Annotated in this window: 17 protein-coding genes and 1 pseudogene; 5 read left to right on the top strand and 13 right to left on the bottom strand. The window is 64.1% G+C overall.

Annotated features, from left to right (window positions below):
* The first annotated feature begins 9 nt into the window (after nucleotides 1-9).
* Together AC1L34_RS16485 and AC1L34_RS16480 are read left to right on the top strand one after the other, a co-directional pair.
* Nucleotides 10-1,053, top strand: coding sequence for an NAD(P)H-dependent flavin oxidoreductase (locus tag AC1L34_RS16485; protein WP_480035340.1), 1,044 nt, complete (start codon nucleotides 10-12; stop codon nucleotides 1,051-1,053).
* Between the two features lie 129 nt (nucleotides 1,054-1,182).
* Nucleotides 1,183-1,500, top strand: a complete 318-nt coding sequence (locus AC1L34_RS16480; RefSeq protein WP_424294210.1) for a helix-turn-helix domain-containing protein — start codon at nucleotides 1,183-1,185, stop codon at nucleotides 1,498-1,500.
* Here the strand turns inward: AC1L34_RS16480 and AC1L34_RS16475 are convergent.
* From AC1L34_RS16475 to AC1L34_RS16460, 4 genes are all read right to left on the bottom strand, one after another.
* Complete coding sequence (locus AC1L34_RS16475) at nucleotides 1,497-2,447, bottom strand: sigma-70 family RNA polymerase sigma factor (protein WP_480034941.1); 951 nt, start codon at nucleotides 2,445-2,447, stop codon at nucleotides 1,497-1,499. The genes AC1L34_RS16480 and AC1L34_RS16475 overlap by 4 nt on opposite strands.
* Nucleotides 2,448-2,455: 8 nt before the next feature.
* Entirely contained in the window at nucleotides 2,456-2,893 is a 438-nt protein-coding gene (locus AC1L34_RS16470; RefSeq protein ID WP_424322361.1) for a VOC family protein, read from the bottom strand.
* Between the two features lie 94 nt (nucleotides 2,894-2,987).
* Nucleotides 2,988-3,521 (bottom strand): MOSC domain-containing protein, encoded by a 534-nt coding sequence (locus AC1L34_RS16465; protein ID WP_424322362.1) that lies wholly within the window; start codon nucleotides 3,519-3,521, stop codon nucleotides 2,988-2,990.
* Between the two features lie 64 nt (nucleotides 3,522-3,585).
* The gene (locus AC1L34_RS16460; protein ID WP_480034940.1) at nucleotides 3,586-4,779 is read right to left on the bottom strand and encodes a multidrug effflux MFS transporter; all 1,194 of its coding nucleotides are present in this window, start codon (nucleotides 4,777-4,779) and stop codon (nucleotides 3,586-3,588) included.
* 66 nt (nucleotides 4,780-4,845) lie between these two features.
* On the opposite strand from AC1L34_RS16460, the gene AC1L34_RS16455 reads away from it, so the two are divergent.
* On the top strand, nucleotides 4,846-5,964 hold the full coding sequence (locus tag AC1L34_RS16455) for a class I SAM-dependent methyltransferase (protein WP_424322364.1): 1,119 nt from the start codon (nucleotides 4,846-4,848) through the stop codon (nucleotides 5,962-5,964).
* A gap of 17 nt (nucleotides 5,965-5,981) precedes the next feature.
* Here the strand turns inward: AC1L34_RS16455 and AC1L34_RS16450 are convergent, their stop codons facing one another.
* The 6 genes and pseudogenes from AC1L34_RS16450 to AC1L34_RS16425 form a co-directional block, all read right to left on the bottom strand.
* Nucleotides 5,982-6,581 (bottom strand): TetR/AcrR family transcriptional regulator, encoded by a 600-nt coding sequence (locus AC1L34_RS16450; protein ID WP_424294141.1) that lies wholly within the window; start codon nucleotides 6,579-6,581, stop codon nucleotides 5,982-5,984.
* Nucleotides 6,582-6,724: 143 nt separating this feature from the next.
* Nucleotides 6,725-8,236 (bottom strand): aldehyde dehydrogenase family protein, encoded by a 1,512-nt coding sequence (locus tag AC1L34_RS16445; protein WP_424322365.1) that lies wholly within the window; start codon nucleotides 8,234-8,236, stop codon nucleotides 6,725-6,727.
* Nucleotides 8,237-8,376: 140 nt separating this feature from the next.
* A pseudogene (locus AC1L34_RS16440) lies at nucleotides 8,377-9,211 on the bottom strand (alpha/beta hydrolase).
* 141 nt (nucleotides 9,212-9,352) lie between these two features.
* Nucleotides 9,353-10,510, bottom strand: a complete 1,158-nt coding sequence (locus AC1L34_RS16435; RefSeq protein WP_424322366.1) for an acetyl-CoA C-acetyltransferase — start codon at nucleotides 10,508-10,510, stop codon at nucleotides 9,353-9,355.
* Nucleotides 10,511-10,537: 27 nt separating this feature from the next.
* Entirely contained in the window at nucleotides 10,538-11,350 is an 813-nt protein-coding gene (locus AC1L34_RS16430; RefSeq protein ID WP_424293636.1) for an SDR family oxidoreductase, read from the bottom strand.
* Nucleotides 11,347-12,609 carry an acyl-CoA dehydrogenase family protein gene (locus tag AC1L34_RS16425; RefSeq protein ID WP_424322367.1) on the bottom strand — a complete coding sequence of 421 codons (1,263 nt, stop codon included), beginning with the start codon at nucleotides 12,607-12,609 and terminating at the stop codon, nucleotides 11,347-11,349. The genes AC1L34_RS16430 and AC1L34_RS16425 overlap by 4 nt, the downstream gene beginning before the upstream one ends.
* A gap of 41 nt (nucleotides 12,610-12,650) precedes the next feature.
* Here AC1L34_RS16425 and AC1L34_RS16420 point away from each other — a divergent pair, with 41 nt between their 5' ends.
* On the top strand, nucleotides 12,651-14,195 hold the full coding sequence (locus tag AC1L34_RS16420; protein WP_424322368.1) for a FadD3 family acyl-CoA ligase: 1,545 nt from the start codon (nucleotides 12,651-12,653) through the stop codon (nucleotides 14,193-14,195).
* Between the two features lie 133 nt (nucleotides 14,196-14,328).
* Here AC1L34_RS16420 and AC1L34_RS16415 read toward each other — a convergent pair whose 3' ends face one another.
* Entirely contained in the window at nucleotides 14,329-15,858 is a 1,530-nt protein-coding gene (locus AC1L34_RS16415; RefSeq protein ID WP_424322369.1) for an AMP-binding protein, read from the bottom strand.
* Between the two features lie 67 nt (nucleotides 15,859-15,925).
* Here AC1L34_RS16415 and AC1L34_RS16410 point away from each other — a divergent pair, with 67 nt between their 5' ends.
* Entirely contained in the window at nucleotides 15,926-16,792 is an 867-nt protein-coding gene (locus tag AC1L34_RS16410) for a helix-turn-helix transcriptional regulator (RefSeq protein WP_424293640.1), read from the top strand.
* A gap of 20 nt (nucleotides 16,793-16,812) precedes the next feature.
* Here the strand turns inward: AC1L34_RS16410 and lysS are convergent, their stop codons facing one another.
* Both lysS and AC1L34_RS16400 read right to left on the bottom strand, forming a co-directional pair.
* Nucleotides 16,813-18,348: a lysine--tRNA ligase gene (gene lysS / locus AC1L34_RS16405; RefSeq protein WP_424293641.1), complete on the bottom strand. Its 1,536-nt coding sequence runs from the start codon at nucleotides 18,346-18,348 to the stop codon at nucleotides 16,813-16,815.
* 45 nt (nucleotides 18,349-18,393) lie between these two features.
* Complete coding sequence (locus tag AC1L34_RS16400; protein WP_424293642.1) at nucleotides 18,394-18,807, bottom strand: rhodanese-like domain-containing protein; 414 nt, start codon at nucleotides 18,805-18,807, stop codon at nucleotides 18,394-18,396.
* Nucleotides 18,808-19,016 lie beyond the last annotated feature (209 nt).

Genomic DNA, 19,016 nt, shown 5'->3' with positions numbered 1-19,016 from the left:
TTCACCGAGATGGTCGGCGTGCAGTATCCGATCGTGCAGACCGGCATGGGCTGGGTGTCGGGACCGTCGTTGACGGCCGCCACCGCCAATGCGGGCGGCCTCGGCATTCTGGCCTCGGCCACTATGACGTACGACGAGCTTGAGTTTGCGATTAAGAAGACCAAGTCGCTGACCAACAAGCCGTTCGGCGTCAACCTGCGTGCCGACGCCACTGACGCTAACGAGCGCGTCGACCTGATGATCCGCGAGGGCGTCAAGGTTGCTTCGTTCGCGTTGGCGCCGAAGAAGGAACTGATCGCCAAGCTCAAGGACAACGGACTCGTCGTTGTGCCGTCGATCGGTGCCGCCAAGCACGCCGTCAAGGTGGCTTCGTGGGGTGCCGACGCGGTGATCGTGCAGGGTGGCGAAGGCGGTGGCCACACCGGCCCCGTCGCGACCACGCTGCTGCTGCCGTCCGTCGTCGATGCCCTCGGTGGCAACGACGGTCCGACGTCGATCCCCGTGATTGCGGCCGGCGGTTTCTTCGACGGTCGTGGCTTGGTAGCCGCGCTCGCCTACGGTGCCGATGGTGTTGCGATGGGTACGCGTTTCTTGCTGACGTCCGATTCGGCTGTGCCGGAGAGCGTCAAGCAGGAGTACCTGAAGCGCACCCTCAACGACACGGTGGTTTCACTCAAGGTCGACGGCATGCCTCACCGCGTGCTCCGCACTCAGTTGGTTGAAGCTCTCGAAACTGGCTCGCGCGCCAAGGCTCTGTTTGCCGCCGCACGCAATGCCAACGAGTTCAAGCAGATGACCGGCATGAAGTGGACTTCCATGCTCCGCGACGGCGCGTCGATGAAGAAGAGCGGCGACCGCTCGTGGCAGCAGATCATCATGGCTGGCAACACCCCGATGCTGCTGAAGGCCGGTCTGGTCGACGGCAACACCGAAGCTGGCGTGTTGGCGTCCGGCCAGGTGGTCGGCATGATCAACGATCTCCCGTCCTGTGACGAGCTGATCCAGTCGATCATGACCCAGGCCCACAGCCGCTTGGCCTCCCTCCCCCGCTAGGGAGCTCTAGACCCAGGCCCGACCGGCGAATCGCCGGTCGGGCCTGTTCCATTTGTGGATCGGTGGTTAACTCCATCCACTTCCCGGCATCCCTGGTAACCCACAACCAAACCGGGGACAATGGGAAATATGACCGCAATCGAGTTTCACATGGATGGTGCCCTGGCTCGCGCGGCGAGGCATTTGACGCAGGTGTCGGCGCGGACGATCGCCCGGTTCGCAGACGTCGATCAGGATGCTCTTCGCCGCTACGAGAAGGGGGGAAATTCGTTGTCGTCCAAGGAAATCCAGGCCGTCACCGAAGCCCTCGTGCACTACGGTGCGTCCTTCGTGCCCGAAGACGAAGCTGGTGGCATCGGGGTTCGACGCAAGTTCACCCGCACCAATGTGCGCATGATTGAGAACTGGGAAAGTGAAGGCGGCCCCGTCGGCGACGACGACGCCTAAAGCACTTCCGGCAGACCTGCCAACGAAAACAGCGCGGGTTCAAAGAACGCACCCACGTGCACGACCTTCCCCTCGACGATGCTCAGCACGTCTAACTGGAATCGGCGCCAGACGTCGCCGTCACGTAGATACATGCCGGCCGCGGGCTGGCCGTTGCAGGTGGTCTTCACCATTTTGAGATCGTCGGCCACCTTGGCTGGGCATTGCGAAAGCGTCAGCACTCCAATCTCTTCCGCGCCGATGTACCAGCCGGGGAACGGCGGCATCTCCCAGATGGCGTCGGCGGCAAGGACGTCGACGACGCCGGGAATGTCGTGCCGCTCAAAGGCGGTACAGAAGTCGTCCCACACCTGCCTCTCGTGCTCGGACAACTCCGCCGCACGACGACCATCCCTGCGCGCACAGTCCCCGACCGTTGCGCGCGCCCGCGACAGCGCGCTGTTGGCGGCAGCCACCGACATGTCGAGCACGTCGGCGGTCTCGGCTGCCGAGAACGCCAGCACATCACGCAAGATCAGCGTGGCCCGCTGCCTCGCCGGTAGGTCTTGCAGGGCTGCGACCATCGCCAGGCCGACGCTCTCACGTGCGGTGACTGCCGCCGCCGGATCGCCCAGCGCCGCATCGGGAAGCGGTTGGAGCCACAGGATTTCGTCGTTCGCGATCACCGGCTCCCGCGGATCGGACGACTCGGTCCCCAACCCCGTTGGTAGCGGTCGGCGCGCTTTTCCCTCCAGCGCGGTGAGGCACGTATTGGTCGCGATCTTGTACATCCAGGTCCGGACCGATGACCGCCTTTCGAACCGGTGATACGCCTGCCATGCGCGGAGGTAGACCTCCTGAACGACGTCTTCGGCATCGGTCGCCGAACCGAGCATGTGATAGCAGTGCACCAGCAACTCCGCGCGCAGGGCGCTAGTCGCTTCGTCGAACTCGCGGTCGCCGCTCATGGATCTGGTTAGCTCTCGTTCTGTGCTGCGAAGGCTTCCGGCCCAGCTTCAGCTGCTGCCGGGTCCATCCACATCATCTCCCAGCCGTGGCCGTCGAGATCGTAGAACGAACTTCCGTACATGAATCCGTGGTCTTCGGTATCGCCGAAGGTCGCACCGGCTGCGACGGCTTTGCCGACGAGTTCGTCGACGATCTCACGACTATCAACGTCGAGGCAGAGGATAGCGCCACTGACCTTGTGGGCGTCGATGACCTGCCTGCCCGGCACAAAGCTCTGATAGAAGTCGCGCTTCAGCAGCATCGCGACCATCGTCTCACCGAGGACCAGCGCGGCGGCATTCTCGTCAGAGAAGCGCTCATCGAAGCGGTAGCCCAACGCGCCGAAGAACTTCTTCGAAGCGTCCAGGTCGGCGACGGGAAGGTTGACGAAAATTGTCTTGTGCATGTCGGTTCCAATCGTCTGCGGCACCGCCGATCGATGCCGTCATAGATATAGACCGGTGCCGACCCCGAAACTGATCGGTCGTCGCGCAAAAGATTTACAACCCGTTGACGGCGGGAGCACCGTCGGGCACATGCACAACCGTGATCTCGTCCCCCGGCGCGATGCTTCCCCGCTTCACAACGCGCAGGTAGGGGCCGACGCGACCGGACTGCGCAAAGCGTTTCACCCAGCCATTGGTCTCTTCGCCCATCCAGCGCGCGAAGGTTTGGCAAGGCACTCTCGGCGACGTCACTTCGACGACCACCGTGTCGCCGATGCGCCACTGCTCCCCGATCCGCGCGGCGTTCACGTCGATCCCGACGGTCCGCAGGTTCTCGCCGAAGGAGCCTGCCGGAATCTCCCGGCTCAGTTCGTGCGCCCAGAAGTCGGCATCTTCCTGCGCGTAGGCGTACAGCGCTTTGTCGAGCCCACCGTGGTGTTTGCGGTCGGCCTGCACGTCGGCGTACACGCCGTAATCACCAACCTTGACCGCTCCGGCGACGGGCCGTTTGTCGATCGCCGTTGTCCCGACCTTCCCCGAATCCGGGAGCAGTGCGTGCACAACGCAGATTGCCGTCACGTGAGCCATGGCCGCTACGGTACCGGCGGCTTGAAACCTCCTCGAAGGCACCTCGGCACGCTCAACGAACTTCCTACCGCAACGTCGTCAAAAACGCTCCCGCAGCCAACACCGTGCACGTGAAGATGACGATCGCCATCGGCAGCACGCTGGTGGAACCACCAATCCCTACCAGCGGAGAGACGATGGCCCCGACGGTGAATTGCAGGGTACCGAGAACCGCAGATCCGGTGCCTGCCCGATCGCGGACCTGCCCCAGCGCCAGCGCCGTCGCATTTCCTGCCGTCAGCCCAAAAGTCGCGGTGAGACAAAACACCAGGACCAGCAGAAGCCAGTGCACATCCGGCGCAAACAGTGCGACCGCCAGCATCCCCGTACCCACCATCACCAGCGCGCCGACGCCAATCGTCAACAACCGCTGCGGATGCAACTTGCCGACGAGTCTGGTGTTCGCGGTACCGGCCAGCCCGATTCCGAGGGCATTGATCGCAAAGAGCACGGAGAACACTGCGGGCGAGAAGCCCATCAGTTCCTGGATGACGAAGGGCGAGGCCGAGATGTAACCGAACATCGCGCCGAAGCCGATACCAAAGGTCAGGGTGTAACCGAGGTACAGCCGATTGCTCAGCACCGCGCGGATATTGCTGGCGATGGCGCGCGGCTCCACGGGGTGCCTCCGCTCCACGGGCAAGCTCTCGGGAACAAACCGCGCTACCGCGAACAGCATCACCAAGGCTAATCCGGTCAGTACGTAAAAGACTCCGCGCCAGCCGATCGGCCCCACCAGCACGCCGCCGAGCAACGGCGCGACCACCGGTGCCGCGCTGGTAATGATCATCATGATGCTGAACAGCTTCGCTGACTGATCGCCCTCGGTACGGTCGGCGATCACCGCCCGCGCCACCACGACGCCGATGCCTCCAGTGACCCCTTGAAGGAATCGGAGCGTGATCAACACCCCGATCGACGGTGCTAACGCGCACCCCAGTCCGGCGAGCGTCAGAAGCACGGTGCCGACGATCAGCGGGCGTCGTCGACCCAATCCGTCCGAGAGCGGTCCCATGACGAGTTGCCCGGCGGCCAACCCCAGCATGAACGTGGTGAGAGTCAACTGCACCAGAGACGGTGACGTGTCGAGTTCATCAACGACCCGCGGCAGGCCCGGGAGATACATGTCGGTCGCCAGCGGTGCGATCGCCGACAATAGCGCCAGACTCAGGAGCATCGGCACGGGGATTGAACGCTGCACCTGCGCACCAGAAGACATGGGCTCGACGCTACCGCTGCACCAACGATGCGCCGATCGCGGCCCGTCACCGGTAACCTCCCGATCGTGGACTTCTCCCTGCTCCGGCGCGACCCCGACCCCGACGGCCCCGATCTGTCCGCCTCCGATGCCGCCGACCGGCTGATTCTCGACGAGGCCGCAGGATTCCTCGCCGATGCGACCGCCGACTCGGTGACGGTGTTCGACGACGCCTATGGCGCGCTCGCGATCGGCGCGGCGGTCAGCGGTGCCACGAGTGTGCGCAGCCATCAGGACCTGGTGACGGGCGAACGCGCGTCGAGTCGCAACGCCGACCGTTTCAACGTCGAGATCATCCAGCTGCCCTTCGACGCGAGTGCGGTGTCCGGCGCACGCGTGGTGTTGCTGCGCCTACCCCGCAGCTTGGAACGCCTTGCCGAGGTCGCAGCCCTAATCGCCGCCAACGCCGACCCCGAAGTGGTCGTGGTGGCGGGCGGTCGCATCAAGCACATGTCGGTCGCGATGAACGACGTCCTCGGCCAGTTCTTCGACCGCGTCGACATCTCACACGCACGACAAAAGTCGCGCGTCCTGTTCGCTCGCGGCCCGCGCCCAGCCATTGCCGTCGAGCAACTCGGCACCTGGCCGAAACTGGAACGCCACGACGACCTCGGCGTCACCCTCGCCGCCCACGGCGGAGTTTTCGCAGGCAACCGCGTCGACGTCGGCACCCGCTTCCTACTCTCCACCCTCGACGCCGCCCGCCCCGACGCTACGACCGCCGTCGACCTCGCGTGCGGCAGCGGCCTCGTTGCCGCATCCTTGGCGTTAGCGCGCGACAACATTACGGTCTTGGCGACCGACCGCTCCGCTGCTGCGGCTGCGTCTGCCCGCGCGACCGCCGCCGCCAACGGCGTCGCCGATCGGATTCACGTGGAACAGGCCGACGGCCTGGAGTCGGTGGCCGACGGTTCGCAGGAACTGATCGCGCTGAACCCGCCGTTCCACAGCGACGCCGCCGTCTCGACGGGCATCGCCCGCCATCTCTTCGCCGACGCCGCCCGCGCCCTCGCATCAGGTGGCGAACTCTGGTGCGTCTGGAATTCGCACCTGCGTTACCGGCCGACGTTGGAAAAGGTCGTCGGACCGACGCGTCAGATCGCGCGGAACACCAAGTTCACGGTGACTGCTTCTCGGAAGCCGTAAGTGCTCACGAACACCGATCAGCGCGGCAGGATCCCGTCGAGCACGATCGACAGGTACTGATCCGCGATCTGCTCGACAGTCATGGTGCCGCCGGGGCGGTACCAGCGGACGGCAACCCAGACGGTGTCGCGCATGAAGCGGTAGACGAGGTCGATATCGAGGTCCGGGCGGAAGTCGCCGTCGTCGACGCCGCGGCGCAGCACCGATTCCCACAGGTTGCGGAACTCGAGGTTGCGGTCACTGATGTACTCGAAGCGTTCTTGACCAGCGAGTTGTCGTGCCTCATTCTGGTAAATCGCGACGGCGGTATGGCGGGCATCGATGGCCTCGAATGAGGCGACCACGAGTGCTCGAATGGTGTCCGTCGCCGACATTTTCGCTTCGACGATTTCGCGGTAGCTGGCAAACAGGCTGTCGAGGAAGTCGCGAAGCAACTCGTCGACCATCGACTCCTTGGAATCGAAATGGTGATAGAGGCTGCCCGACAGGATTCCGGCCGCGTCAGCAATATCGCGTACCGTGGTCGAGCGCAGGCCGCGATCAGCGAACAACTGGCCGGCGATCCCCAGCAGTTCGTCTCGACGGCTGGTCCCGCTTACCGATGTCTTCGACGCCACCGTGCCTCCCTCGTATGACTACCCCCTACCCTAGCAAGTGCTTGGTTGGTTAGGTGCGTCGCTCCTCGTTACAGCCCCTGATCCGTAAAGACAACGGTGCGCCCCATCCCGAGGGAATGAGGCGCACCGAGTGACCTACGAGATCACCGCTTCTTGGCCGACTTCTTCATCGCACGACCGTTGAGGAAGCGCCACAGCTTCATCTGAATGCTCGTCGCACGCTTTTCGCGTTTGCCGAACGGCGGCACCATGTTCTCCGCGAACGACATCGGCAGCTTCGAGACAGTAACCGCGCGAGCGTGACTGAACGTGTTGAACCCGAACTCGCCGTGGTAATTGCCCATGCCGGAACGCCCGACACCGCCAAACGGCAGCTTGGACGACAGCATATGCAAGCCAAAGTCGTTCCCCGAGATGGATCCACTGCGGGTGTTATCGGCAACCGTCTTCAGGTTGTCGTTGTCCTCACCGAACCAGTAAAGCGTCAGCGGGTGCCCGGCCGAGTTGATCTTGTCGATCGCCTCAGACAGGTCGCGGTACGGGTACACGGTCAGGACCGGACCAAATACCTCGTCGTCCTCGATCTTCATCCCGGGGGTAACACCGGTGAGGATGGTCGGCGGAATCTTGCGCGCCCCCGCATTCGGCAGTTCTTCGCCCGCGGGCTTGAGCTGATGCTTGGTGGCACCGAGGTTCACGGCGTCGTCGATCAGATCAACGATGCGGTTGTAGTTCTTCTCGTTGATGGTCGACGTGTAGTCGTCGTTGTCGACGATGGTCGGGAAGTTCTTGGTCCAGCGCGCCATCACCTTGTCGGTGAACTCGCCAACCTTGTCTTCGGGCACAAACACGTAGTCGGGGCACAGGCACACCTGGCCGCCGTTCACCATCCGCGAGTCGGCGATGCTGGTCGCGGCCTTGGCGATGTCGTAGCTCTTGTCGACGACGACGGGGTTTTTTCCACCCAATTCCAAGGTGACCGGCACCAGGTTCTTGGCCGCTTCTTGTGCGACGGACGAGCCAACTTCCGGCGAACCGGTGAAGAACATGTGGTCGACCTTGAGCTTCGCGAAGTCCGAACCGCCACCGTGTTTGCTGGTGATGACGGCCAGTTCTTCGATCGAGAAGTAGTCGGGGGCCACGCGCGCGATCACGTCGGTGGTCTTCGCGGTGACCGACGACGGCCGGATGAGGACGCGGTTGCCCGCAGCGAACGCCGAAGCCGCGGGCACGATCGTCAGCTGCAACGGGAAGTTCCAAGGACCCATGATGCCGACAACGCCGAGCGGATCGCGACGCAACCGCTGTTTGAAGCCCACCAGGCCCTGCAGCTTATTGACGGTGACTTCCTGCATCCACTTTTCAGCGCTGCGGCGCTGGTGTGCGATGTCGATCATGCAGCCAGCGATGTCGGCGGCGACGGAAAGGTCAGCCGGCCGGGTACCGAAGTCTGCGGTCAGCGCGGCCGTCAGTTCGTCCGAGTGGTCGAGCAGCATCTGCCCGAGACGGTTGATCCGGTCGATGCGGGTCCGCGCATCGGGGATTCCGTCGCGCAGAAACGCGGCCTTCTGGATGTCGAGAAGCTCTTCCAACGTCCGCGATTCCGACGACACTTTGTCGCCCGCACGCACGGCCATTTCTGCCGGTTTGGTCATTCCACTCTCCCACTACGAGGCATTCAAAACACCGTGAGACAAATTTGCTCACTCATCCCAAGTGTAGCGGCCCCGTGGTTTGAATCACAGGGCCGCTACACGGAAGACACACCTTTATGTGCGCGATAGCGCACGCTTGCTTATGCGATGGCGCGGGCGAGCTGCGGCCACGACTTGTGGAGCTGCTCCTGCCAGTACGGCCAAGAGTGCGTGCCAGCGATCGGGTAGTCGACGGTTGCCGGGATGTTCAGGCTCTTGAGCTTGCCCACCAACTGGTCGGTGCAGATGCGGGTAGCCGCTTCGATGCCACCGCCAACGACGATGCGGTCAGCGAGGACGACGGGATCCGGAACTTCGACGAGAGTGTCGTGCGGGCCGGGCAGACCACTGGCATTACTGAGGTACAGCGACAGTCCGCGCAGGCCGTTGGCGTGCACAACCGGGTCGTTCTTCTTCCACAGCGGATCGGAGAGGTCGCCCCACATGTTGGTGATGTCGGCCTTGCCGCGCTGCTCGACGACGATCTGCATGTAGATCTGCCCGAGCTGGCTCGAAGTGCTGGCGCAGCCACTGTACGAACCGACAGCCTTGTACAGGCCCTTGTGTTCGATGGCGAGGTTCAGCACAGACGTCGCGGATGACGAGATTCCGGCGATCGCATTCTTGCCGCTGGTGTTGTACTTGCCGCCGATGGCCGGCGGGAGTTCCTTACCGAGGAATGTCGTCAGTGTTGCGTTGCCAGGTGGCGGTGTCTTCGCCGCCGCCAGCACCATTGAGGAGGTACAGGACGGGCGCAGGCTTGGACGTGTCCTTCGGCTTGAGGACCGTCAACGGAATGTCGCGGTTCATCGATGCCGAGTGGACCACGATGTCTTCCATTTGCGGGGCCGCATTGCTCGGTGCGGCGGTGATACCAGCGAACACCAGTGCCGATGTTAAGAGAAGCCCCAATCGGCCCAGTCGCGCGCGGTTCATCCAGTAACTCCTCATAGGTAAAGCAAGTGTAAAGAACATGTCAGTTGTTCAGATGCTATGCGACGCTTTTCCCAGGGAGCAAAAAATACCGACATCCCATACTTATTAGGCACGGAATGTCGGTATTAATCTTGCGACTGATTAGCCCAGACGTTCGATAATGGTGACGTTTGCGGTGCCGCCACCTTCGCACATGGTCTGCAGTCCGTAGCGGCCGCCAGTGCGCTCCAGTTCGTTGAGCATGGTGGCGAACAGCTTGGCACCGGTGGCACCCAGCGGGTGGCCGAGGGCGATGCCGCCACCGTTGGGGTTCACGCGAGCCGGGTCGGCACCGGTTTCCTTGAGCCACGACAACACGACCGGCGCGAAGGCCTCGTTGATCTCGACAACGTCGATGTCATCAATGCTCATGCCCGTCTTTGCGAGGGCGTACTCGGTGGCTGGGATCGGTGCGGACAGCATCATCACCGGGTCGTCGCCACGCACCGACATGTGGTGGATGCGGGCGCGAGGGGTCAGGCCGTACTGCTCAAGCGCCTTCTCCGAAACGACGAGGGTGGCCGACGCGCCGTCGCAGATCTGCGAGGCGACGGCTGCGGTCAGCTGCGAGCCGGGAGCGAGGACGTCGAGCGATGCCATCTTCTCCATGGTGGTGTCGCGGGGGCACTCGTCGACGACGCAGTCACCGAGGGCTACGTACTCGTTAGCGAAGCGGCCTTCAGCGATCGCCGCCTTAGCGCGCTGATGGCTCTGGAGCGACCACTCCTCCATCTCGAGGCGGCTGATGTTCCACTTCTTGGCGATCATGTCGGCGCCGACGAACTGGCTGATCTCCTGGTCGCCGAAATGTTCGGTCCAGCCCTTCGACTCGGCGGTCGGGGTGGTGAAACCAAACTGCTGGCCAGCGATCATGGCCGCACTGATCGGGATCGCGCTCATGTTCTGGACGCCACCGGCGAGCACCACGTCTTGGGTGCCGCTCATCACGGCCTGTGCCGCGAAGTGGATGGCCTGCTGGCTGGAGCCGCACTGGCGGTCGACGGTGGTGCCGGGGACGCCGAGCGGCATGCCTGCGGCCAGCCACGCGGTACGGGCGATGTTGCCTGCCTGCGGGCCGATCGTGTCGACGCAGCCGAATACGACGTCGTCGACAACCTCGGGATCGATCCCGGTGCGATCAATGATCGCCTTGATGACGTGGGCGCCCATGTCGGCGGGGTGGAAGCCGGCCAACGAGCCGTTGCGCTTGCCGACGGGGGTGCGGATCGCGTCAACGATGTATGCCTGGGGAGTTGTCATGAGAATGCCTTTCGGGAAGCTGGCGGGTCAGGCGCGCTGGCTGGAGATGGAAACGATTTCGCCGGTCAGGTAGGTGGTGTAGTCGCTGGCGAGCATGGCGATCGTCGCGGCGATCTCCCACACCTCAGCGGCACGACCGTACGCTTCGCGCGAAGCGAGTTCGTCGAGCAGATCGTCGGAGGTCACCTTCGCCAGGAACGGGTGCTTGGCGATCGACGGTGCGACGGCATTGATACGGACTCCGTAGTCGGCGGCTTCGACGGCCGAGCAGCGCGTCAATGCCATGACGCCCGCCTTGGCGGCCGCGTAGTGAGCCTGGCCGCGCTGTGCACGCCAGCCGAGGACCGACGCATTGTTGACGATGATGCCGCCGTGCGGTGCGTCGCGGAAGTATGCCAGTGCGGCGCGGGTGGCGCGGAACGTGCTGTTGAGCGTGATGTCGACGACGCGATCCCACTGCTCATCGGTCATGTCGACGACGGGCGTCTCGCCGCCGAGACCGGCGTTGTTGACGACAACGTCGATGCGGCCGAGCTGGCTGGCAGCGCTGGCGAAGAGTTCGTTGACCTGCTCGGTGCTCGAAACGTCGCACACAAACGAGACAACCTGCTGGTTCGGGAACTCCGCCGACAGCTTCTCGACAGTCTCGCCGAGACGACGCTCGTGGAAGTCCGACACTAGGACATCGCCACCCTCAAGCAGAATGCGGCGTGCGGTCGCGAAACCGATACCGGTGCCCGCGGCAGCGGTGACGATCGCCTTCTTGCCTGCGAGGAGGTTGTGTCCGGCAACTTCCTCCGGCGGGGTTGCCAGCGGGGAAACGGGGCGGGAGTCGGTCATGCGCGTGCCTCTCGGGGAAGGCCGAGCACTCGCTCGGCGATGATGTTTCGCTGCACTTCGTTGGAGCCGCCGTAAATGGTGTCGGCGCGGGTGAAGAGCAGAAGTCGTTGCCACTCGTCGAGTTCGACGTGTTCGGGGTCGGCGATGTCGTTGGCACGACCCTCGGTGGTGGCGGGCGGGCCGATCAACGACGGCGCTCCGACGACGGCAACGGCAAGCTCGCCGAGGTCGCGGTGCCAGTTGGCCCACAGCAGTTTGGTGACCGAGGCGGCCCCGGCTTCGGAGACAACGTCGCCGGACAGGGTGCGGCGCGCGTTGGCATCCATCACGGTGAGCCCCACCTTGGCGCGCCGGAGGCGGCTCGCAACGTCGGGGTTGTTGATGCTGCCGTTGCTGCGAGCCAGGTCGATGATGTCTTCCAGTTCACGCTGGAAACCGACCTGCTGGCCGAGCGTGGAGACGCCGCGCTCAAACTGCAGCAGCCCCATCGCGACCTTCCAGCCGTCGCCGGGCTCGCCAACAATGAGGGACTCTTCGGTGCGGGCGTCGTCGAAGAAGACTTCGTTGAACTCCGACGTTCCGGTGATCTGCTGGATGGGGCGGATGGTGACGCCCGGCTGATCGAGCGGGACCAGCAGGAAGCTGAGGCCCTTGTGGCGGGTCGAACCCTTTTCGGTGCGGGCAATCACGAAGGCCCACTGCGAAAGGTGCGCCAGCGACGTCCAAATCTTTTGGCCGTTGATAACCCACTCGCCGTTGTCGACTACGGCCGACGTTGCGACACCGGCAAGGTCACTGCCTGCGCCCGGTTCGGAGTAGCCCTGCGCCCACAGCTCGGTGACGTTAACGATGCCCGGCAGGAACCGTTCTTGCTGTTCGGGAGTGCCGTACTCAATCAGCGTGGGTCCCAGCAGTTCTTCACCGAGGTGATTGACCCGGGCCGGAGCATTGGCGCGCGCGTACTCCTGGTGGAAGATGATGCGCTGGGCGATCGTCGCTCCGCGACCGCCATGCTTGACCGGCCAGCCGAGGCACGTCCACCCGGAGGCAGCCAGGTGGCGGTCCCATTCGAGGCGTTCGGCGAAGAACTCGTGCTCACTGCCGGGTCCGCCGCGGCCGCGAAGTTCCGCGAAGTCGCCAACCAGGTTGTCGGCGAGCCAGGTGCGGACTGCTTGCGCAAAGACCTCGGCGGCATCGGGTGTCGTGGCCGCCCATTCGCCCAGATCGACGCTGCGATCGGCGAGATTGATCGTCGTCATACCGCTAGCTTAACCTACCAAGCATTTGCTAGGTTTTGGTTATGCTCCCGAACCCGTTGACCACCCCCGCCGCACTCCACCGCGCCGAGACGCAGTGGCCCGACGGTATCGCCATCGTCGACAACCAGTGGGGCGAACCCGTCAGCCTGACCTGGCCACAGCTCGCCGACCGGGTCCGCGAGTTCGCCGCCGGCCTGATCAAGATCGGCGTTGCCCCCGGTGACCGCGTCGCACTGTGGGCACCCAACAGTTTCCACTGGCCCATCGCGGCGCTCGCCGTCCACTACGCAGGCGGCGTCCTGGTTCCCCTGAACACTCGCTACACAACCAGCGAGGCGACCGACATCGTCGACCGCGCGGGTGCCAAGGTGGTCATCGTCTCCGGTGAGTTCGCGGGCATCAACCGCCTCGACGAAGTCCTCGCGACCACGATTCCGACCGGCCGGACCATCATTTCTGTGCCGCTCGAAACCAGCGCCGACGGCGACGGCGTCCTCACCTGGGACGCACTCATGGGCTCGGCCACCGATGAACTGATCGGCCAGGCCCGCGCCCGAGCCGAGGCCGTCGCCGCCGACGATCTGTCGGATATCCTCTTCACTTCCGGAACCACTGGCGCCCCCAAGGGCGTCATGGCCGAGCATCAGCAGACCGTTCACGGTGCTCACGCGTGGGGCAGCAACGGCGGCCTGAGCTCGACCGACCGCTACCTGATGGTGAACCCGTTCTTCCACACCTTCGGCTACAAGGCAGGCATCCTGCCGTGCCTACTTCTGGGCACCACCATGTACCCGCTGGCCGTGTACTCGCCGACAAAGGCGATGGAAACGGTCGCCGCCGAAGGCATCACCGTGTTCCCCGGTGCACCCACCATCTTCCAGACCATCCTCGACGACCCCGACCGCACCAACCACGACCTGTCGAGCCTTCGGCTGATCGTCACCGGTGCCACCATCGTCCCCGTCGTACTCATCGAACGCCTGCAGTCCGACCTCGGCGTCGAAACCGTGGTCACCGCTTACGGGCAGACCGAAACCAGCGGTTTCATCACCACCTGCCGCCCCAACGACGATGCCGTCACCGTTGCCACCACGTGCGGTCGTGCCTTCGACGGCATGGAGGTGAAGCTGTCAGAACAGGGCGAGGTCCTCACGCGCGGCCTCATGGTGATGCGCGGGTACCTCGACAACCCGGAGGCAACTGCCGAAACCATTGACTCGGACGGCTGGCTGCACACCGGCGACATCGGCGTGCTCGACGAGAATGGCAACCTCAAGATCACCGACCGACTCAAGGACATGTACATCTGCGGCGGGTTCAACGTGTATCCGGCGGAGGTCGAGCAGGTCCTGTCTCGCCTCCCCGGCGTCACCGAGGTAGCCGTGATAGGCGTACCCGACGAGCGTCTCGGCGAGGTCGGCAAGGCCTTCCTCACCGTGCAGTCGGACGCGACAATCGAGCCCGCAGCGGTGATCGCCTACGCCCGCGAGCACCTCGCAAATTTCAAGGCCCCCCGCACCGTCGAGATCCTCGACGCTTTCCCCCGCAATGCTTCCGGCAAGATCCTCAAGCGCGAAATGAGTTAGTGCTGGCAGGTTCCAGCGCCAGAAAATATGGAGCGGAACGGCGTATCGGCCTCGAGAGGACACCTCAAACCCCTCGAATCTCGATACGCTCGCTCCGCTCCCCCTCCCGCCAAAAAGGTCGTGGCGCAGTTTCCTACTGCCGCAGGATAAACCGCTGAATTTTGCCGCTCGGCGTCTTCGGGAGTGACTCCACGAAGTGAACGGTCCGCGGGTACGCATGCTTGGAGTACTTGTCCCGCACCAGGTGCTTTAGCTCGGTAGCGAGGGCATCGTCGCCGGTAACCCCGGCCTTCAGCACCACAAACGCTTCGACGACCTCGCCGCGGATCCCTTCCGGATCTGGGCGTCCGACCACCGCGACCTCGTTAACCCAGGCGTGCCCGGCAAGGACGCTCTCCACATCGAACGGGCCGATTCGGTAGCCAGCCGCCAGGATGACGTCGTCATCGCGCGAGCTGAACGAGAGGTAGCCCTCATCGTCCTGCTTGCCGGTGTCTGCGGTCAGATACCAACTGCCGTCTGCGGTAAAACGTTCGGCGGTCTTCTCGGGGGCGTCGTCGTATCCGGTGAACCAGAGAAGCGGACTGTCGTGCACGTTGAGCGCAATCTGCCCCTCAACGATGCCCGCGGTAAAGCCCGGCATCGCCTGCCCCATCGATCCGACCTTCACCGGCTTGGCTACCTCGGGGTGCCAGTGGTTGCCGATGACCATGCCGAGTTCGGTCTGCCCGTAGTGGTCGCGGACCTCGCAACCGAGGTTCGCGATGCCCCATTCGACGATGTCGGGCGTTAGCGGTTCACCGGCGGACGATGCTCGCCGCAGCGCAATGCCTTCGGTGCCGACCCCGGCGCGGATGGCCCGGTAGATCGTCGGCGCTGCCGCAAAGTTGGTAACGCCAAATTTCCGGATCACCGCGACTGTCGACTCCGGAGTGAAGCCCTGGTTCAGTAGCAAGCTGGTGCGGCCAGCAACCATCGGGGCCAGCAGCGCGTAATACAGCCCGTAGGCCCAACCCGGGTCGGCCGCGTTCCAGAAGACGTCATCGTCGCTGACATCGAGCGAGTAGTGCAGGTACGTGTGGAACGACGCGAGGCAAAACAGCGGGACCGGGACGCCCTTGGGCTTGCCAGTGGTGCCGGAAGTGTAAAGCTGAACCAGCGTGCCGTCGCCGCCAATGGCGACCGCATCGGCGAGCGGTTCGGCCGTAGCGGCCTCAGCGACCAGGTCGTCGACATCAAGAACGGTGACCGCGGCGATCGGATCAACCTTGTCTCGCTGTGAGGCATCGGTCACAACCACCCGGGCATCGGCACTCTCGGTGCGCAGTTCAATGGCACCGGTCGCAAACGCGGTAAAGAGCGGCACGTGGACAGCACCGAGACGCCACAGGCCCATCAGGGTGACGACGAGCGCCCGACGCTTGCCGAGCAGGACCGGCACGCGGTCGCCCCGGCCAATCCCCTTGGCCGCCAAGACTGTTGCCATCGCCCGAGACTCTGCCGCCAGCTCGCCCCAGGTCATTGGTTGCGCTGTCAGATCCGGTTCAACCAACGTAAACGCGACGGCGTCTGGGTCGTGACGGTCGCACAGGAGGTGTGCCGCGCTAGCGTCTTGCGCCCGATAGAGTTCGAGCCACGCCTGAGTCTGTTGCTCGGCATTCATTCGGCAATCTCCCTCGGGTTGTCGCTCTTGTTCGACTCGTCCCACTTGATCTGGGATGATCATCGACGTGACAGCCGACACGCACAACCCCCCAAAGAGGGGTACGCCCCACGACGAATTTGCTCGGCACCTGCTCCGGACGCTTCGTCGTCTCCGGAAAAGTACTGGCGCAAGTTTGGCCTTCGCCGGGCGGGTAGTCGCCGAAAGCGGCGACGATCCAAAGATCGAATTGAGCTTCTTCGACGGCGACGTGGTCGGGCCGTTGCGCGGGGCCAGGCTGGATTACGGTCACGGACTCGGCGGACACGTTCTGCAGCGTCGCCGCGCGACCGCCGTGAACGACTATTTTGGGTCACCGGTAATCACCCACACCTACGACAACCTCATCCGCGCTGAACGCCTAAGCTCCCTCGTGGCCGCGCCCATCATTGTCGGCCGCAGGCATATCGGCGTGCTGTACGCGGCGAGCCGAACCGCACACGATCAATTGGACGACGCCCTCGACATCGTCACCGACGAAGCGCGAGCTATCGAACAGCAATTAACGGTGGCCGAGGTCCTCGGGACTCTCCGCACCGACGAAGACGAGCTCAGCCTCGCCGCCTGGCGCAGTCGGGTGCAGGAGTCGCACACCCGACTGCGGCGGCTCGCCGACACCGTGGACGAGCCGTCGCTCCGCGCCCAGCTTCTCGACATCGCCGCAGATCTGGCAGGACATGCCCCCGCCGACGACATCGTCGTCCGGCTCACCTCCCGCGAGCAAGACGTCCTGAGCCTCCTCGCCGTCGGCCTGACCAACGCGTCAATCGCCACGCATTTGGGCATTGGCCTGCACACGGTCAAGGGTTACGTGAAGTCGCTGCTCACGAAACTCGACGCCTCGTCCCGCTTTGAGGCCGTCGTTAATGCCCGCCGCGTCCGGCTGATTCCGTAGCGGCAGACCTAACGCGCTAGCTACGACTGCAGCGGCTTCACCAGCGGGAATAGCACGGTGTCACGGATACCGAGGCCGGTGATGGCCATCAGTAGACGGTCAATGCCCATACCGGTGCCGGTGGTCGGCGGCATGCCGTATTCCATGGCCATCAGGAACTCTTCGTCGAGGACCATCGCCTCGTCGTCACCGGCAGCCGCCAGTCGCGCCTGGTCGACGAACCGTTCGCGCTGGATTACCGGGTCGACGAGTTCGGAGTAGCCGGTCGCCAACTCGAAGCCGCGGACGTACAGGTCCCACTTCTCGACGACGCCGGGGACGGTCCGGTGCGCGCGCACCAGCGGCGACGTTTCGACGGGGAAATCGCGGACAAACACCGGCTCGTCGAGCTTGTCTCCGACGAGGTGCTCCCAGAGTTCTTCGACGAGCTTGCCGTGTCCGTACCCCTTGTCGCGGGGCACGTCGAGGCCGACGCGGTCGGCGATCTTCAGCAGTTCGTCCACCGACGTCTGTGCGGGCACAATCTCCTCGCCCAATGCCTCCGACAGCGACGGGTACATCGACACCGTCTTCCATTCGCCGGACAGGTCGTAGGTGCTGCCATCGGGCATGGTCGGGGTCAGGGTGCCGACGGCGGCCATCGAGACAGCCTGCACGAGTTCGCGGATCATGACCGCCGAATCGTCGTAGGTGCCGTATGCCTGGTAGGTCTCGAGCATTGCGAACTCGGGCGAGTGCGTGGAGTCCGCACCTTCGTTTCGGAAGTTGCGGTTTACTTCGAAGACTCGCTCGATGCCGCCGACCACGCAGCGCTTGAGGAACAGTTCGGGCGCGATCCGCAGGAACAGTTCCATATCGAAAGCGTTGGAGTGCGTATGGAACGGGCGGGCTGCGGCACCACCGTGGAGGGTTTGCAGCATGGGGGTCTCAACTTCGAGGAAGTCGCGGTCGGTCATGAACTGGCGCAGCGCGGCCATTACCTTGACGCGGGTGCGGGCCGTCGCCCGAGCTTCCGGGTTCACGATCAGGTCGACGTAGCGCTGGCGGACGCGTGACTCTTCGTTCATGTCCTTGTGCGCAACGGGCAGCGGCCGCAGGGCCTTCGACGCCATCTCCCAAGCGTCGGCCATCACCGAAAGTTCACCGGTGCGCGAGCTGATCACTTCACCGTGCACAAAGACGATGTCTCCGATGTCGGTGTCAGCTTTCCACCGGGCCAGAGCTTCCTCGCCGACGCCGTTAAAGCTGACCATCACCTGAAGCTGGGTGCCGTCGCCCTCCTGCAGGGTGGCAAAGCACAGCTTGCCCTTGTTGCGAAGGAAGATGATGCGGCCGGCGACGCCAACGATTTCGCCGGTCTCGGTGCCTGCTTCGAGTTCGGGGTGCGCAGCCCGGATTTCGCTGAGGCTGTGGGTGCGACCTACCGCTACCGGGTAGGCCTCGCGTCCCTCGTTAAGGATGCGCTCACGCTTGTCTTGCCGGACGCGCACCTGTTCGGGCGTCTGATCGGCGGCTGCGGAGGCGGGCGTCTGGGCGCTGGAATCCTGGTCACTCACCCTCCCAGGTTATGCGGCCCACCAGGGACAAGACCAATCAGCGGGTCAGTGCGCGTCGAACAGGCCCAGGGCGTCGCTGCCGACGGACCCATTGACGCCTGCCGATCGGAGCGCCCCGTGTCCTCCGACGACAAATCGGGCGCCGCGCACACCCCGCGCTTGCAGGTGCCAGGCGACCATTTCGGCGTCGTGACCGTCGTCGCTGACGAGCACCCAGTTGGCGTCGGCGGTTGCTGCGCGAAGCCGCTCCGACGATCCGGGCGACAGCAGTTCCAGGGCGTCGTCGACCCCGACGGCCAGTGCCCCCATGAGGGCACCTTCGGCAGCGCGAACGTCCGTGGCGCGCAGATCGACGGCCACCGCCCCGCCCGCGAGCGCCGCGCGGTAGTCGGCAACTTGCAACGAAATCGGGGCCTGCGTGTACGAAGAAGTGACAGGTGCAGAAAAAGAAACAGTCATGACGAGGGAATCCTCAAATGATCGAAACGAGCAGGGGTTGACGAAAGGGCGTTTCAGCCCCGACAACACTCCATACAGCTCTTGATCACGGAAGTGATTTTGCCACAGCCCGCTCCCCCTGACTACCCCTTGCGCGCACCGTGGTTTTAAACACTCCTGCTCCCGTCCGTACTTTGGGCCCAAATACTGGGCCCAAAGTACGGACGAAA

The organism is Gordonia sp. 34D, from assembly GCF_056682775.1.
This window is presented reverse-complemented; position numbering and strand designations above follow the sequence as displayed.

Bases quoted from the DNA above. Each gene is read 5' to 3' on its own strand.
- AC1L34_RS16485 (WP_480035340.1), top strand. From the start codon at position 10: ATGGTCGGCGTGCAGTATCCGATCGTGCAGACCGGCATGGGCTGGGTG.
- AC1L34_RS16480 (WP_424294210.1), top strand. From the start codon at position 1,183: ATGACCGCAATCGAGTTTCACATGGATGGTGCCCTGGCTCGCGCGGCG.
- AC1L34_RS16475 (WP_480034941.1), bottom strand. From the start codon at position 2,447: ATGAGCGGCGACCGCGAGTTCGACGAAGCGACTAGCGCCCTGCGCGCG.
- AC1L34_RS16470 (WP_424322361.1), bottom strand. From the start codon at position 2,893: ATGCACAAGACAATTTTCGTCAACCTTCCCGTCGCCGACCTGGACGCT.
- AC1L34_RS16465 (WP_424322362.1), bottom strand. From the start codon at position 3,521: ATGGCTCACGTGACGGCAATCTGCGTTGTGCACGCACTGCTCCCGGAT.
- AC1L34_RS16460 (WP_480034940.1), bottom strand. From the start codon at position 4,779: ATGTCTTCTGGTGCGCAGGTGCAGCGTTCAATCCCCGTGCCGATGCTC.
- AC1L34_RS16445 (WP_424322365.1), bottom strand. From the start codon at position 8,236: ATGACCAAACCGGCAGAAATGGCCGTGCGTGCGGGCGACAAAGTGTCG.
- AC1L34_RS16435 (WP_424322366.1), bottom strand. From the start codon at position 10,510: ATGACAACTCCCCAGGCATACATCGTTGACGCGATCCGCACCCCCGTC.
- AC1L34_RS16430 (WP_424293636.1), bottom strand. From the start codon at position 11,350: ATGACCGACTCCCGCCCCGTTTCCCCGCTGGCAACCCCGCCGGAGGAA.
- AC1L34_RS16425 (WP_424322367.1), bottom strand. From the start codon at position 12,609: ATGACGACGATCAATCTCGCCGATCGCAGCGTCGATCTGGGCGAATGG.
- AC1L34_RS16420 (WP_424322368.1), top strand. From the start codon at position 12,651: ATGCTCCCGAACCCGTTGACCACCCCCGCCGCACTCCACCGCGCCGAG.
- AC1L34_RS16415 (WP_424322369.1), bottom strand. From the start codon at position 15,858: ATGAATGCCGAGCAACAGACTCAGGCGTGGCTCGAACTCTATCGGGCG.
- AC1L34_RS16400 (WP_424293642.1), bottom strand. From the start codon at position 18,807: ATGACTGTTTCTTTTTCTGCACCTGTCACTTCTTCGTACACGCAGGCC.